Source organism: Rhodococcus sp. RCBS9 (assembly GCF_029457415.1).
GTDB lineage: Bacteria > Actinomycetota > Actinomycetes > Mycobacteriales > Mycobacteriaceae > Rhodococcus_F > Rhodococcus_F qingshengii.
The window spans coordinates 926,589-942,028 of record NZ_CP120422.1 but is presented as its reverse complement, the minus strand read 5'-3'; the positions used below and the strand labels follow the sequence as shown (position 1 = coordinate 942,028).

Annotated in this window: 16 protein-coding genes; 6 read left to right on the top strand and 10 right to left on the bottom strand. The window is 61.8% G+C overall.

Annotated features, from left to right (window positions below; all coding sequences use genetic code 11):
• Positions 1–28 precede the first annotated feature (28 nt).
• Complete coding sequence (locus P0M12_RS04415; RefSeq protein ID WP_003946380.1) at positions 29–667, top strand: response regulator transcription factor; 639 nt, start codon at positions 29–31, stop codon at positions 665–667.
• 3 nt (positions 668–670) lie between these two features.
• Here the strand turns inward: P0M12_RS04415 and P0M12_RS04410 are convergent, their stop codons facing one another.
• From P0M12_RS04410 to P0M12_RS04390, 5 genes are all read right to left on the bottom strand, one after another.
• Positions 671–2,362 carry a GAF domain-containing protein gene (locus P0M12_RS04410; protein WP_042921348.1) on the bottom strand — a complete coding sequence of 564 codons (1,692 nt, stop codon included), beginning with the start codon at positions 2,360–2,362 and terminating at the stop codon, positions 671–673.
• A gap of 27 nt (positions 2,363–2,389) precedes the next feature.
• Positions 2,390–3,085: a hypothetical protein gene (locus tag P0M12_RS04405; RefSeq protein WP_277377476.1), complete on the bottom strand. Its 696-nt coding sequence runs from the start codon at positions 3,083–3,085 to the stop codon at positions 2,390–2,392.
• A gap of 19 nt (positions 3,086–3,104) precedes the next feature.
• Positions 3,105–3,437: a cupin domain-containing protein gene (locus tag P0M12_RS04400; RefSeq protein WP_003946336.1), complete on the bottom strand. Its 333-nt coding sequence runs from the start codon at positions 3,435–3,437 to the stop codon at positions 3,105–3,107.
• 84 nt (positions 3,438–3,521) lie between these two features.
• The gene (locus tag P0M12_RS04395) at positions 3,522–4,013 is read right to left on the bottom strand and encodes a dihydrofolate reductase (RefSeq protein WP_277377475.1); all 492 of its coding nucleotides are present in this window, start codon (positions 4,011–4,013) and stop codon (positions 3,522–3,524) included.
• Positions 4,014–4,015: 2 nt separating this feature from the next.
• Positions 4,016–4,816: a thymidylate synthase gene (locus P0M12_RS04390; RefSeq protein ID WP_003946427.1), complete on the bottom strand. Its 801-nt coding sequence runs from the start codon at positions 4,814–4,816 to the stop codon at positions 4,016–4,018.
• Positions 4,817–4,902: 86 nt separating this feature from the next.
• On the opposite strand from P0M12_RS04390, the gene cobF reads away from it, so the two are divergent.
• From cobF to P0M12_RS04370, 4 genes are all read left to right on the top strand, one after another.
• Complete coding sequence (gene cobF, locus P0M12_RS04385; protein WP_277377474.1) at positions 4,903–5,643, top strand: precorrin-6A synthase (deacetylating); 741 nt, start codon at positions 4,903–4,905, stop codon at positions 5,641–5,643.
• A 76-nt stretch (positions 5,644–5,719) separates the two neighbouring features.
• A complete protein-coding gene (locus P0M12_RS04380) occupies positions 5,720–6,886 on the top strand; it encodes a GGDEF domain-containing protein (protein WP_260646196.1) in 1,167 nt (388 codons plus the stop codon).
• A 43-nt stretch (positions 6,887–6,929) separates the two neighbouring features.
• On the top strand, positions 6,930–8,105 hold the full coding sequence (locus P0M12_RS04375; protein ID WP_042449063.1) for a GGDEF domain-containing protein: 1,176 nt from the start codon (positions 6,930–6,932) through the stop codon (positions 8,103–8,105).
• A gap of 40 nt (positions 8,106–8,145) precedes the next feature.
• The gene (locus P0M12_RS04370) at positions 8,146–9,012 is read left to right on the top strand and encodes a DNA-formamidopyrimidine glycosylase family protein (RefSeq protein WP_007727653.1); all 867 of its coding nucleotides are present in this window, start codon (positions 8,146–8,148) and stop codon (positions 9,010–9,012) included.
• On the opposite strand, the gene P0M12_RS04365 is transcribed toward P0M12_RS04370, so the two are convergent.
• The gene (locus P0M12_RS04365; RefSeq protein WP_277377473.1) at positions 9,005–9,880 is read right to left on the bottom strand and encodes a LysR family transcriptional regulator; all 876 of its coding nucleotides are present in this window, start codon (positions 9,878–9,880) and stop codon (positions 9,005–9,007) included. The genes P0M12_RS04370 and P0M12_RS04365 overlap by 8 nt on opposite strands.
• A gap of 72 nt (positions 9,881–9,952) precedes the next feature.
• Here P0M12_RS04365 and P0M12_RS04360 point away from each other — a divergent pair, with 72 nt between their 5' ends.
• Positions 9,953–11,185: an MFS transporter gene (locus P0M12_RS04360; RefSeq protein ID WP_042921334.1), complete on the top strand. Its 1,233-nt coding sequence runs from the start codon at positions 9,953–9,955 to the stop codon at positions 11,183–11,185.
• Between the two features lie 30 nt (positions 11,186–11,215).
• On the opposite strand, the gene P0M12_RS04355 is transcribed toward P0M12_RS04360, so the two are convergent.
• The 4 genes from P0M12_RS04355 to P0M12_RS04340 all read right to left on the bottom strand — a co-directional run bounded on the left by P0M12_RS04355 (position 11,216) and on the right by P0M12_RS04340 (position 15,397).
• On the bottom strand, positions 11,216–11,995 hold the full coding sequence (locus P0M12_RS04355; protein ID WP_050655572.1) for a DUF427 domain-containing protein: 780 nt from the start codon (positions 11,993–11,995) through the stop codon (positions 11,216–11,218).
• A 57-nt stretch (positions 11,996–12,052) separates the two neighbouring features.
• Complete coding sequence (locus P0M12_RS04350; RefSeq protein ID WP_003946395.1) at positions 12,053–12,529, bottom strand: nitroreductase/quinone reductase family protein; 477 nt, start codon at positions 12,527–12,529, stop codon at positions 12,053–12,055.
• 199 nt (positions 12,530–12,728) lie between these two features.
• Entirely contained in the window at positions 12,729–14,537 is a 1,809-nt protein-coding gene (locus tag P0M12_RS04345) for a DEAD/DEAH box helicase family protein (RefSeq protein ID WP_073512720.1), read from the bottom strand.
• Positions 14,537–15,397 carry an SDR family oxidoreductase gene (locus tag P0M12_RS04340; RefSeq protein ID WP_277377472.1) on the bottom strand — a complete coding sequence of 287 codons (861 nt, stop codon included), beginning with the start codon at positions 15,395–15,397 and terminating at the stop codon, positions 14,537–14,539. The genes P0M12_RS04345 and P0M12_RS04340 overlap by 1 nt, the downstream gene beginning before the upstream one ends.
• Between the last annotated feature and the right edge of the window lie 43 nt (positions 15,398–15,440).

Here is a 15,440-nt window from a genome sequence, read left to right as displayed (position 1 = left end):
GACGTGAGATGTCTTTTGGAGGGGTTCGATGACAACGCGGATATTCCTGGTCGACGATCACGAGATCGTCAGACGCGGATTGTTCGACCTACTCGGTGGGGTCGAGGACTTCGTGGTGGTGGGCGAGGCGGCGTCCGTGGGGGAAGCGCTGGCCGCGGTACCGCAGAGCAACGCCGACGTCGCTGTTCTGGACGTACGCCTGCCTGACGGCAACGGCGTCGAACTGTGCCGAGAACTCCGCTCGATGCTTCCCGACCTCCGCTGCCTGATGCTCACGTCGTACGCCGACGACGAGGCGTTGCTCGACGCGATCATGGCGGGCGCCTCGGGATTCGTCCTCAAGCAGATTCTCGGAACCGATCTGGTCGCTGCAGTCCGCACAGTCGGGCGCGGCGGTTCACTGCTCGACAGTCGTGCAACCGAGGCGCTGATGCAGCGGATCCGCAGCGACCGTACAGCTGATCCGTTGGCCGAACTTTCCGATCAGGAGCGAGCAGTCTTCGACCTCATCGGAGAGGGGCTCACCAACCGGGAGATCGGCGCGCGATTGTTCCTCGCGGAGAAGACGGTCAAGAACTACGTGACGCGTCTGCTCTCGAAGCTGGGCATGCAGCGTCGTACTCAGGCTGCGGTGCTGGCGACCGAAATCCGTAGCGGCAGTCGCTAGGATCTAACGACCGGATTTCGGTCGATTCGAGTTGGTGCGACCGAGCGGTACTCGCCAGAGCAGGCGTGCACCGCTCGGATCGTGATTGACGATCGTGCACGTACCGCCGCAATGTTCGGCGCGGCGCTCCAGATTGTGCAGTCCACTCTTGTGGAAGTCGGAGGGGAGTCCGACGCCGTCGTCCTCGATCGTGATCGCAAATTCGACGTCCGCGGTGACAGCGATGGTGATGTGGCGTGCGTGTGCATGCCGAAGGACGTTGCTCAACCCCTCACGCAGCACGGCTTCGGCGTGCTGGTGGATCCCGGGATTCACCAGAGTGTCGATGGCGCCGGAGAATTGGACGCTCGGGGTCACAGCGGACTGTGCGGTGGCGTCGCCGATGACATCGAGGAGGCGTCGGCGCAGGCTCGACGAATCGGTGGCCGTCGGAGTCTGCAGATCGAAGATGGTTGTCCGAATCTCGCGGACTGTCTTGTCGAGCTGTTCGAGAGATCGTTTGACAATCGCGCGCGCCGACTCCGGGAGGGTCTCGTCCGGAAGCGTGCTCTGCAGGCTCATTCCGCTCGCGAACAGTCGCTGGATGACGTTGTCGTGCAGGTCTCGTGCGATGCGGTCGCGGTCGGCGAGAACGGACAACAGGCGTTGCGCCTTTTGTTTCTCGTCGAACTCGATTGCAACGGAGCCGAGTTCGGCCATCGACTCGATCCGGGTCAGTTCGTCGTGATCCCAGTGTGTGTTGGTGGAATTCGACGCCACGATGACCGCGCCGACTACACCCGAGGCGACGCACATCGGTGCCACGACCGCACTCCCAGCCGACGGCACCAGTTCGGTGAGTGCGCCTAAAGTGGTGAGTACCTGTAGCTTTCGAGTGCTCCGCACCACGTCGAACGGATAAGTGGTCGCCGGGATTCTGACTCCACGTGACGTGGTCCGGGCGCTGGCCGCGGCGTGAACCTGTGCGTAGCCGTTCTCGCAGATCACCACGATCACGTCGTCGACGCCGGTCAGGTCCCGAACGCGACTGGCAAGAAGTTGCAGGCCGTCCTCGAGCGAGTCACCGGCCAGCAACCGCGAGCGGATGGCAGATGTTGCGGTGAGCCATCTTTCACGAGTTCGTGACTGCTCGAACAGTCGGGCGTTTTCCACAGCGATACCGGCTGCGATGGCGAGGGCTTCGAGAATGACCTCGTCTTCCTGGGTGAACTCGGCCTGTCCCCGTTTCTCGGTCAGGTAGATGCTTCCGAACACCTTTCCCCGCATCATGATCGGCGCTCCGAGGAAGCTCTCCATCGGTGGATGATTTGCGGGGAATCCCACCGATTCGGGATGGTCGCCGAGATGGGCCACACGCAAAGTCTGCGGGTGATTCATCAGAACACCCAGCACGCCATGACCTTCGGGGAAATGTCCCATGGTCGCGCGTTGGGACCCGGAGATTCCCTCGTACACGAATTCCGAGAGCCCGCCCCCCGGCGCCGCGACCCCCAGGGCGCCGTAGCGGCAATCCAGAACCGTTGTCGCAGAGGTGATGATCCGTTGAAGCGTCAGGTCGAGGTCCAGGCCGGAGCCGACCACCAGGACCGCCTCGAGCAGGCGGTGGAGTGTCGGTATGTCGGCATTGGAATCGCCCAGGCGGTCGAGCAACTCGCCGAACGTACGTGCCGGACTGTGACCCGAAGCTTCGACCATGGTCGAAGCATATCGCCTCACCGAACGTCAGCTCTCCTGGCGGCGACCTTCCCACCACGACGACCAGTGATGCTTGATCTCGTCGAACTCGTCATCGCTCAGGTCGTAGGTGGTCAGCAGGATGGACATGCCTCCGTCGGGCCGCTGCGCCGTCACCGACTGGGTGGCGACAGACAGCAGGCCAGGGCCGAGATCCTCGACTGTCAACCCGAATTGGTGGTCAGTGACGTAGTCGACGACGCCTTCGAAATAGTCGCCGGGAGCGATTGTCACCGCGTACCGACTTCCCGCTTCCAATTCGATTTCGGTGAGCCCGAGGACGCTTGCCACGTTCTCCCCGGGGAGCAGAAGGCCGTCGAGATAAATGGTTTTACGCTCGGCCAGTCCGTGGTGCTCCACTGCGAATCTGAGCAACTGGAGGAATGTCGTCCAGCCCTCGGTGATGTCGTCGTACCAGTCGTCGTCGGCAGATTTGGCCGGCCGATCGATGCGGACGACCGTCTTGCCGTCCTGTTCGCGAAGTGAGAAACGGTCACCGTTTCCGAGTTTCAGCGTCAACGCTTCGGGGTCGACCTCAGCGGTGGAGTAGATCTGGGTGATTTCGTCGTCGAGTCCGTCGTACTCCCAGCCGAACCAACGTCGAATCAGCGACGGGTCGCGCAGCGCGGGCCAGAGTACGGACGGGGCTGCGACGACGGACACTTCGATCACGGTTTCGCTCACGCGGAAGACGCTACCGATTTCAGCCCTTCATGGCGACGGTCAGTAGAAATGCAACGTCTTCGAGCGCTTCGACGCTGTGCCGGTCGGCCGGGACGGTCAGGAAATCACCCGTGGATCCTTTCCACTGGTCACTCCCACACACAAGATTCAGCTTCCCGCTCAGGACCAACAACGTGGCTTCGCCCGGACTGTCGTGTTCGGCGAGGCTCTTGCCGGCGCTCAGGGCGATCACCGTCTGTCGCAGGCTGCGCTGGTGGCCACCGTAGACGGTTTGTGAACTGCGACCGCTGGTCGCCGAGCCCGCCAGTTTCAACTGTTGGCGAGCGAGAGCGGTCAGTGACTTCTTGTCCATCGAAGACCTCTCGGAAGCGGTGAATGTCCTTCTTGGAGTATGACCGACTCACTCGCGAGGTGCCTCGTTATCGGCGGAAGTCGGTCAGCGCGTGTACTCCAACCAGCGGAAGCGCAGGCCGTTCTTCTCCGAGGTCTGCCAGGGCTCGTCGGATTTCAGGTTCCATTCGGGGCCGATCTCGGGAGCAAAAGCATCACCGGCGATGTCGAGGTCGATCTCGGTCACCAGTAGATGCGTCGCGAATGGCAGTGCAGCCGAATAAATTTGCCCGCCGCCGACGACGAAGACGTCACCGTCCGGCAACGCCAGGGCGTCGTCCAGCCTGTGGACTACCTCGGCGCCTTCGGCGTGCCATTGCGGATCGCGTGTGACGACGATGTTCCGACGCCCGCTGAACGGACGGAACTTCGATGGAATGGAGTCCCAGGTGCGCCGCCCCATGATTACCGGATGGCCCATGGTGACGCGCTTGAAGTAAGCCATGTCCTCGGACACGCGCCACGGGATCGAGTTGTCGGCGCCGATGACGCCGCCGAGGGCCTGCGCCCAGATGAGGGTGACTGTGCGATCGGTCATCGTCAGACCGCTACCGGGGCTTTGATCGCGGGGTGGTGCTGGTAGTCGACGATCTCCACGTCCTCGAAGGTGTAGTCGAAGATGGAGTCGCGCTTGTTCAGCTTCAGGGTCGGCAACGGCAGCGGTTCGCGGCCGAGCTGCTCGGTCACCTGGTCGACGTGATTGTCGTAGATGTGGCAGTCGCCGCCGGTCCAGACGAACTCGCCGACGTCGAGTCCGGCCTGCTGGGCCATCATGTGGGTGAGCAGCGCGTAACTGGCGATGTTGAACGGAACGCCGAGGAACATGTCGGCGCTGCGCTGGTACAGCTGGCAGGAGAGCTTGCCGTCGGCGACGTAGAACTGGAAGAAAGCGTGGCACGGCGCCAGGGCCATCTGCGGAATGTCGGCGACGTTCCACGCCGAAACGATGATCCGCCGCGAATCGGGGTTGGAGCGCAGAGTCTCGACGGTCTGCGTGATCTGGTCGATGTGCTCGCCCGAAGGGGTGGGCCAGCTACGCCACTGGACGCCGTAGACGGGGCCGAGTTCACCGTTCTCGTCGGCCCACTCGTCCCAGATGGAGACGCCGTGCTCGTGCAGCCACGCCACGTTGGAGTCGCCGCGCAGGAACCACAGGAGTTCGTTGACTATCGACTTGAGGTGGACCTTCTTGGTGGTGACGAGCGGAAAGCCGTCGGCAAGATCGAAACGCATCTGGTGACCGAAGATGCTGCGGGTGCCGGTTCCGGTTCGATCGGATTTGGCGGTACCCGTCTCCATGACGAGCCGGAGTAGGTCTTCGTAAGCAGTGGAGACAGTCACGGGAATCAGTCTAGGGCCTGCCCTGCTGTGCGCCTTTATTAACCTCCGGCGGTTAATAAAGGCGCACGGCAATATAGCCTCGGCACATGCGCGAACTCTTGGTGATCGGTATCGGTGCTGGTGATCCCGACCAGGTGACGGTTCAGGCGATCAAGGCTATGAACAGGGCCGATACCTTCTTCATCATCGGAAAGGGTGACGAGAAGCAGGCCCTGGTCGACTTGCGCACCGGCCTTCTCGACGAGCACGTTCACCTCGACTACAAGGTGGTCGAGATCACGGACCCGCCGCGGGACCGAACCCCCACCGATTACGAGGGGGTTGTCGAGGACTGGCACGAGCGTCGGGCCGCGAAATTCGAAGCGGAATTCGCGGCCGAACCTGGCGTCGGCGCGATTCTCGTCTGGGGTGATCCCTCCCTCTACGACAGCACTCTGCGGATCGTCGAGCGCGTGCTCGCTCGCGGGAGAGTTTCGTTCGACTACTCCGTCATCCCGGGAATCACCAGCGTGCAGTCGCTGGCTGCACAACACCGAATCGTCCTCAACCGAATCGGCGAACCCATCCACATCACGACCGGCCGCAAACTGGCCGAGGGATTGCCCGACGGCGTGGACAATGCCGTCGTGATGCTCGACGCGCATTGCACCTTCACTCAGGTAAGCGAAAACGACGCCGAGATCTGGTGGGGCGCATACCTCGGGACCCCGGACGAGGAGTTGATTTCCGGCAAACTGCGTGACGTCGAAGATCGGATCGTCGCTCGCCGGGCGGAGTTGCGTGAGAAGCACGGTTGGATCATGGATACGTACCTCGTTCGGCGCTGACAACCGACCCTGGATTTGCCGCCTCGATCCTGCACTCTTGATCCCGAACGGCGGTCTGCGCACCTATGATCTGCGCATGACATCGTTCGGGCAGGACCGACTGCAGTCGATTCTGCCCGCGCCGCGTGGCCGTGAAAAATCAGCTGTGAAGTCGGCTTTCGACCTTCTGGTTCAGTGGTATCGGCGTCCTGATCAATTCGACAGTTTCAATCGATACCTCGCCACGAAGGGCCTGGAGCTAGCTGTCCGATTGCTGGTCATCGGCTCGCTGACGACGGTCATCATTGCGATGATTCTGCTGCGCTTCAGCGACGCGGGCGTGCACAACCACGTCACCAGCGTCGTCAACGCCGTTATCATCGCCGTCACGATTGCGGTGATCGTGCTCTTCTGCCTTCTGCCCGAAATCACGCGTCGGTGGTCGTACTTCTTTGTCGCCTACTGCGAGGTCGGCGTATTCGTCGGTGTGTTCTTGAACAACGACCCTTTCATCGGGTTGATCCAGTGTGTGCTCTTCGTACTGATCGGTGGTTACATCGCGTACTTTCACAACGCGAGACTCCAGGCGGTTCACATCGCGCTGTCCATCGTGGTTCTGGCAGTGGTCGGCCGAAAGGTTGCGGTCTACGCGGATCCTGCGTTGGCCACCGCACTGTGTCTGATCATCGCCACCGGGATCGTGGTCATCCCGTTCGCCTGCCAGTTCGTCCTCTCACTTCTCGGCTCCGACGCGGACAGTTCGGATGTGGATCCGTTGACAGGGCTTCTGAATCGGCGCGGGCTGCAGCGAGCTGTTGTCGAAATGGGGGCGACGGGGCATGCGTCGAGCAAGTCGTCGTATGTCGTCGCGATTGTCGATGTCGATTCGTTCAAGAGCGTCAACGACTCACAGGGGCACGAGGAAGGCGATCTCGTACTTCGCCAGATTGCTGATCGACTGCGGTGGTGCGGCGGCGAGAAGGCGCTCTTCGCCAGATTCGGTGGGGACGAGTTCGTGTTGGTAGACACGATAGACGTCGGCGCAGCGCCTGCGTTCGAAGACAATCTGCGAAGGCACTTGCGAATCGACGATCGTGATCCGGTAGTGACCACCAGCGTCGGAGTCGCGATCACCTCTGCCGAATGGTCGTCGATTATTTCCGACGAGGAGTTGACGGAACTGTTTCGAGTAGCCGATGCCTCGATGTACCGCGCGAAGGCCGCCGGCGGCGATCAGGTTGTGATGTGGGACGGCAAACAGTGAAAATTGTCTGATTGCGGGGAGTTGACTGGATTACCCTGACACTATGGAATCTGCCGAGAGTGTTGAGCGTTCGGACGCCGTGGCGTCTCGACGACCGCTCTCGGGTCCCGCGTTCCGGCTGATCTCTTCTCAACTTGTCGATTGGTATCGGCGTCCGGACCAATTCGACACCTTCAATCGCTATCTCGCGGACAAAGGGTTGACCGTCGCCTCGCGGTTTCTCGTCGTCTGCTCGTTGGTACTGGTCACCGTGATCATGTTCCTCACTCGCTTCAGTCCACAGGGACCGACCACTGCGCACGCGCGCTCCGCGAACGCAGTCATCATGGTCATAACCGTGATGATGGCCGTCGCCCTCTCGACGAGGCGCAATCTCTCCCGTTCCTGGTCTTACGCCTTTGTGCTCTACTCGGAAGTGGGAATAGCGGCCGCAATGCTGCTGTACTCCAATCCACTTGCAGCACTGGCACACGCCGTGATGTTCTCGGTGATCGGCGGATACATCGCGTTCTTCCACAATGCTCGAATACAGAGCCTTCACATGTTGTGGGTATTCGTCGTGGTCATCGGCATCGTGACACGTACGGCCGTGGTCGAAAACGATGTGGATGTTCCGGTTCTGGTCGCGTTGGTAGTACTGGTCGGCGCGGCAATCTACGTGATTCCCTTTGCCTGTCAGTTCATTTTCTCCATCCTCGGCACCGACGCGTTGAACTCGCAATTGGACCCACTGACGGGACTGCTCAACAGGAGGGGACTGGCCGACGAAGTACGACTGTTGCTGGAGCGGTCGTACACGCACTCGGCGCTCTTGGTAGTCGCCGCCGTCGACATCAATCGATTCAAGGCCATCAACGACGAGTACGGACATACCGTCGGTGACGCTGTGATCGAAAAAGTCGGATCGAGGCTGGTCGAATGCGCCGGCCCGGCGGCCTTGATCGCACGGATAGGCGGCGACGAGTTCGTCATCGTCGATTCGGTCGATCAACGCTCGTTCCATCGACTCGAACATGAGCTACTCCGTTCGACGATCACCTCGCCCGATCATCCCGAGGTGGCGATGAGCGTCGGAATCGCGAAGATTGCAGGGCCTTTCGAATCAGCGGATGATGCGCTGGTCGCCTACCCGACTCTGCTGCGGCGAGCGGATCGGGCGATGTACTCCGCGAAGGCACGCGGTGGGCATTCGGTGGTGCTGCAGACGGAAACGGACTGAGCGCGCTGTGAGTGTCCGTGGTCGGCGTTAGTCTGTTGCCATGCCTGAACTACCCGAGGTGGAAGCGCTGGCAGGGTTCCTTCGTCAGCACGCGGTCGGCGCAGTGGTGGGACGCGTCGACATCGCTGCATTGAGTGTGCTCAAGACCTTCGATCCGCCGATCACTGCTCTGCAGGGGCGTGACGTCACGGGCGCCGCCCGCTTCGGGAAGCATCTGGCTCTGGATTGCGACGGGTTGTGGTTGGTCACGCATCTCTCCCGTGCCGGCTGGATGCGCTGGCTGGACAATCCATCGGCGACGCCGCCGAAGCCGGGGAAGGGGCCGTTGGCGCTGCGCGTTCATTTCTTCACACCCGAAGGGTTGACGCCGGCATTCGATCTCACCGAAGCCGGCACCAAGAAACGCCTCGCCGTCTGGGTCGTGAACGATCCGCAGGAGGTTCCGGGCATCGCCCGGTTGGGGCCGGACGCGATGGCCGTGACCGAAGCCGAGTTCGCACAGATTCTGGGCGGAACGTCGGCGCGGATCAAGAACTCGATAGTCGAGCAGTCGTTGATCGCCGGTATCGGGAACGCCTACTCGGACGAGATCCTCCACACCGCGAAACTCTCGCCTTTCGCGACCTCGTCGCGGCTGACGCCGGATCAGATTTCGACGCTGTATGCCGTGATGCGATCTACGCTGGCCGACGCGATCGAGCGTTCGGAAGGTCAGGACGCGGCCCGGCTCAAAGGTGAGAAACGCTCGGGGATGCGAGTGCATGCTCGTACCGGACTTCCGTGCCCGGTGTGCGGTGACGTCGTACGCGAAGTGTCGTTCGCGGAGCGCTCTTTTCAATACTGCGCGACGTGCCAGACCGGCGGTAAACCGTTGGCGGACAGGCGAATGTCGAAACTGCTCAAGTAGCGAACTGCGCTGCGAGTAGTTCGACGAACTCGCGGGCGAGCGCCGACGAATGGGTGGGTTCGGTGATTGCGTGGACGATCCGATGCGGCGCATCGGTGATCGGAATACAGACCAATTCGGGGTGCAGGGCGCTCATGGACTGGGGGAGCAAACCTACGCCCAGGCCGTTGGCGGTCAGTGAACAGATCAGGTCTACCGAGTTGGCTTCAAGTGTTTTTCCCCGAGGGACCTGTGATTCGGCGAAGGCTTGGTCGGTTTGGACACGGGCCTCGCTGCCGGAGGCGAAGTCCACGAGAGTGTGATCGCGTAGGTCTTCGAGCCTGATCGACGAAGCGTGGGCGAAGGGATGGTCAGGAGCAACGAACGCTGCGGTGGGTTCACTCCACAGCGGTGCGGCGGCAAAGCTCTTGGGTAGGCGACCTGCGGCCAATCCGACAATGCCGACGTCGATTGCACCGGACCGGACTCCCTCGATAACTACTTCACTGCCGTACGGTCGCGCGGTGATGTTGATTGCAGGGTGGCGCCGTGTCAGATCTGCCAGCGCGCGTCCGACGTCGACGCGCCCCGCCGAGGTGATGGTGCCGACCGTCAACCGCACTTGCTCGTTGCTCCGTGCCGAGACATCACTGACGAGTCTCGACACGGCGCCGAGTACCTCGCGGGAGCGGGCGACAAAAACCTCGCCTGCAGCAGTCAGGCCGACGTTTCGGCTGTTCCGGTTGAACAATTCGACTCCCAGTTCCTTTTCGAGGTCTCTGATCTGGGCACTCAAGGCGGACTGGGAAACGTGCAACCGCGACGCTGCTCGGCTGAAGTGTCTGTCTTCCGCGACTGCCAGGGCGTAGCGGATGTGACGTAGTTCCATTGCACCAATCTATCGTTTCTGGAGATAGATCATGCATATCTATCTATTGGACGCGCGTCGGTGTAGGCGGTCATGCTTGACGACATGATTTCAAGCGACGCGCGTCCGAGGCTCGGACTACCGATAGTGCTGCTGATGGCTGCGGCGACGGGCCTGTGCGCGGGCGGTAACTATTTCAACCAGCCACTCCTCGATTCCATCGCAGATCACCTGAATGTGTCGGCCTCCGCAGCGGCCGCGACGGTGACCATCGCGCAGGTCGCGTATGCACTCGGATTGATACTTCTGGTTCCGGTGGGCGACATGGTGGACCGACGCAAGCTGACGGTAGGGCTCATGCTGCTGGCGGCGACCGGTCAAGCGGTCAGCGGATTTGCGCCCAACTTTGCCACGCTGGCAGTGGGAATCGCTGTCGCTGGAGTCTTTTCGGTCGCCGCCCAGGTGCTCATTCCGTTTGCCGCCTCACTGGCCGAACCTGAGAGGTCCGGTCAGGTGGTCGGCACGATCATGAGCGGACTGCTGATCGGAATCCTGCTGGCGCGCAGCGTTGCCGGCGTCCTCTCCGGACTGGGAGGTTGGTCGACGGTATACAAGGTTGCGGCGGTGCTGATGGTGGTGATGGCCGTGGCATTGTGGCGATCTCTGCCTTCCGATTCCGCAGATCGCCCGAAGGCAAGCTACCGCGCAACGCTCGCTTCGGTAGGGAAGTTGGCTGCGACCTTGCCGCGCCTGAGAACCCGATCGGCCATGGGCGGACTGGCTTTTGCTGCTGTCAGCACCGTCTTCACGACGATGGCCTTTCTTCTGTCCGGCGAATTCGGCTACAGCGACACTCAAATCGGCTTGGTCGGACTACTCGGTGTGGCGGGAGCTTTGATGGCGACGGTGGCGGGCAGACTGGCCGATCGGGGATTGGGTCAGCTGGCGACCGGCGGCGCCATCGCGATTCTCTTGGTGTCGTGGCTTCCCTTTGTCGCCGGTGCCACCCACGTGGTGTGGTTTCTCGTTGCCATCGTCCTTGCCGACCTCGCGCTGCAGGGAGTGCACGTCAGCAACCAGAACGTGATCTACGCCCTTGTCCCCGAAGCGCGTTCGCGTGTGAATTCCGTGTACATGACCACCTACTTCGTCGGTGCTGCCGTGGGCTCGGCGGTGGGGTCAGTGGTGTGGAAGTCGTACGGCTGGAACGGAGTATGCATCGCCGGGTTGGTCTTCTCCGTTGCAACGGCGATGGTGTGGGTGCATGATCGCCGACTGGAGACGGCTGAACTGCGAATCCCGGAATCCCCTGTTGCAGTGGGGTAGGCACCCACACCTTCTCGGCTCCAGCACCTTTCAGATTTCGGCACCGTCCACCAGGATCTTGCCGACGCGTTCGGGATAGAACGACACGTGGTCGTCGATCCCGGACGCTTCGGCGGTAGTGAACGGATAGAACCACGCCAGATCCTCGATCGGAGCGAGTTCGGTTGTGCCGGTGAACGACAGATACGACGCAGTGCCCTTGTAGGGGCAGGCCGTGGTGGTCGGGGACGGCGCAAAGTACTCGCTGTGAACGTCGATTCTCGGAATGTAGTACCGCGTGGGCAGTCCGGTTTCGAAGAGCAGTCTGGGTCGTCTCGTCTCGGCGACCAGTACGTCGCCGACAAAAACCCGGACGTGGCGGGACGAGGGGAGTGCGTCGATACGTACGTATGGATCGCGGGCGTGGACAAAGACCTGTTGATCCTCCTCGTACCAGGCGTCCATGCGATCCCAATAGAATGCGACGTACTCACTCAGATCCAGGGAACCGTCGAACTGTTCAGGGTAGGTCCAGACGGCGTCCTCGGCCCGGCGATCCCCGATCTCGATCGTCCAGTAGGTGGCGTCACCTTTCCATGGGCAATGGGTGGTCGTCGACGTCGGGACGAGGAATTCGGTACGAACGTCCGCGAGGGGGATGTAGTACATCGGCAGGCGGCCGCGTTCGAAAAGGTATACCGAACGAGTGGTGTCTGCGACGGCGTGACCAGCGAAGAAGGCTCGAATTCGGCGGGGGTTCGGCTCCAGTGCGATCCGCCCGTTGGAAGCTGTGATCTGTGTGTCTTCTGCGTGAGTCAGTGCTGTGGACATTCGCGAATGCTCCTGAGATCGGCAGGGTGGTCCTTCCCATCCTGCGCCCGGCAGCAGTTATTTGACAGGTTGGAGTCGAAATACGCGGATCTGGCGCCCGAATGCTCGATCGGCGTAGGTTTCGTACGGCGGCCACGTGGTGGTCGCGAGCTCCCACAGCTTCTTACGCGTGGCGCCCTCCGCCAGACTCGCACCGACCGGTATTTCGACGCCCTTCACTGTCACGATTGCGGTGGGGTTTGCCATCAAATTGAGTGTCCATGCTGGATGCGTATCCTGCCCCCAGTTCGAACCGACGACGACAAACGCATCGCCGTCGGGTGCGTACAGGAGTGGCGTGGTTCGAGAACGGCCGGTCTTACGGCCCGTCGTGGTGAGCAGTAGCTGAGTCACGGTGTTCTCTCCGACCAGCGAGAGCTTGCCTCCCGACACTCTCTGCACTGCTCGATCGAGCGGAACCAGATCCTTGCCGAGATCCGAGAACCATTGTGTATGGCCGACATTGCGCATCAATGACCGGTAGATATTGCGCATCGGACCCCTCGCATTCTCGGCACTGTTTCGAGGCTGGTGCACCTCGACTCGAAAGAGTCTGCCACGTCTGGTCACAGATACCTGAGTCCCAAGGTCCCGAAAGGAATGAAGCGGTCAGCCGAATTCGGTTTTGGTGGAGTAGAATTGGGGCATACCGCCGAAACCGTTCGTTTGTGCGCGTTGGACGGTCGTTGGAAGATCAACCCTCCGAGGTCAAGACATCAGGCTCGAGCCACTCGACGCCGAGCAGTTCGGACAGCGACCGCAGACCGGATCGATCACCACCTTTCAGACCTGTGACCGAATTGAGATTGCGCAACATGACCGTGGCGACGTCCTCTTCCTTGGTGCCCACGCCGAAGGGTATGACCCACGGGCACGTCTGGTAGTCGCGATGCGACCGACCGAACGTCTGTTCTGCCGCGATCCCTGAGTATCGCGGTTGATGAAAGATTCCCGTCCGTGGCAACGGGGACGCGTGAGTGCCGTCCGGGAGTGCTTCGTTGGCATGGAGCGAGATCGAGGTCGTGACATTGAAGACGATGACCGGTGCGTCCCCGCGTTGAAACCGCAGACGTTGACCCTCCTTGTCCGGCACCGCACCGAACAGTTTTGCCACCGAGATCCCGGCGTCTTCGATCATCTCGACCAGTGGATCACCTGCCGTGGAGACGAATTCGACGGCCACCAACACCTGCTTGCCTGCCTTGACCTGCGCCTGCGCCCACTGGGCCGTCGACTCGGCGCGGATCATGCCCGCTTTCTGTCGGTAGCGCAGAACCAGCGCACGGCCGCGCGCGATGTTGCGACTCTTGCGGGCCAATCCCATTTCGTAGGCGTACTCGGCCCACTCCGTCTCGTACTCGGCGCGCTGGGCATGGGTGAGGTCGATCGGCATACCGTCGAGCGGAACGGGTCCCCACGGAGTCGGTCGATGAATCATCAAGGGCGGTTTGCTGTTCGACATCCACCCACGCACGGTCTCGAGCGCGCGAGATTGCAGCGCAGGTGATTCCTTCGCCTCTGCGCTCCACGTCCACTTCCCGTAGGACTTGTCCAGCGGAAGGCCGGACTCGACCAGCCTGGCGCCCAGGTCGGACCAGTACTCCGAAGGTTCTGAATGCAGCTGCGCGAAAAGCGGTGCCAGGTAACGCTGGTCGGCCGGCGTGTGTCCCGGTGTTGCCGTCACGGACAGGACGAACGGCGCTTGCTCGTGAGCATTCGAAAAGCGCGCGACCTTCTCGAATGCCGCCGTGCGCTGTGTGTCGTTGCTGTACAGCTGGGCCTCGTCGGCAATCACCACACCGAACGTGTACTTGGGGCGGCCGTTTCGCGCGATCAGCTTCTTCAATTGGTCAGGCGACATGATCAACCAGCGGAATCCACCGTCGCCCACCGAGGCGATGGAATAGCGCCAATGCGGAATGGTGATCTGTGCGGGTCGATCGACGAGGACGAGGATGTTGGTTTCGCCGCGCTCCTCGGCAATCGTCTTGGCAGACATCACTGCGATCAGCGTCTTACCCAGGCCTGCATTGTCTGCCAACAGAAATCCGCGTTTGCCGGCGCGAGCGGCATCGACGACGGCTGCAGCCCCCGAAACCTGCTCGGGCCGAGGAATTTTGGGTGCAGCAACGGGACGTTCACCGGTGCTGTCATTGATGTCGTCCTCTACCCACTGCTGATAAGAGAAGGGGAGTGCCTTGAATGGAGCGAGTTCTACGGGCAACTCCGTACCGACCCACGCGTAGCTCTTCCATTTCTTGACGAACTGCGCACCAGGCGCCGGCGTCCGAAAGGGAACGTCGAGGAGCCAGACTCTCTCACCAGGGCCGGCAGTCGGCACATCCGGCATCGTCGCGCGTGAGCTCTTCTTTGCGACAGTCTTCTTCGGGGCGGTCTTTCTGGTCGTGTTCCTCTTGGGTGCAGCCTTCTTCGGTGCAGCCTTCTGCGGTGCAGCCTTCTTTGCGGCAGCCTTGCGTGCCGTGGTTGCTTTGCGTGGTGGCATCAGGCGGTTTCTGCTGTGAGGAATTCACGCAGCGTGAGCGCAGGCCGGCCGACAAGGTCCTCCACGGTGCCCGTGATCAGCGCCAATTCACCCTGCGCGATTGCGGTGTACGTCGACACCCATGCGTCGAGTTCCCAAGCGGGTGCGTTGTACGACGCCCGCGATTCGTAAGCTTCCTCGAGCGTTTCCTCGACGTACGTGGTTCGCTTGCCGGTGACTTCGGTGATGATGCTCGCGGCCTCGGAGAGCGTCAGTGCCTCCCGTCCGGTCAGGTTGTACGTCTGTCCGACATGAGAATCCAGATCCTGCAGAACCGACACAGCGACGGCAGCAATGTCGGAGCGCGCTACCGCGCCGACGAGACCGTCCCCTGCGGGTCCGCGGATCACACCGTCTTCACCGGCGAGAGCGGGTAGGAAATCGAGGTAGAAGCTGTCGCGCAGGAAGGTGAATGCGAGCCCGGAAGCGCGGACATGTTCTTCGGTGACCCAGTGATCGCGAGCGAGCGTGAACGTCGCGTCCGGAGCAGCGCCGAGGAAAGACGTGTACACGATGTGCCTGACCCCGGCCTCCGCTGCGGCGTCGATGAAGGTGCGGTGCTGATCCAGACGATCTGCGCTTTCGGCCGCCGAGACCATGAAGAGGGTGTCGATTCCGGCCAGAGCCGCGAGAGCGCGCTTCTGATCCCCGTACGTGGTCTCGGCCGAATCGGCACCGGGGAGCTGCGGTAATCGGTTGACCGACCGTGCGATCAGCCGCTGTGGGACACCGGCGTCGGCCAACGACCGGGCCACCAGTCCGCCGATATGACCGGTCGCGCCGGTGACGGCGATCCTCGCAGACCGTGAATCTACGGACATGGTGCCCCTCCTTCGGTCGGTGTGCATCCCATCTTGCCGGAAC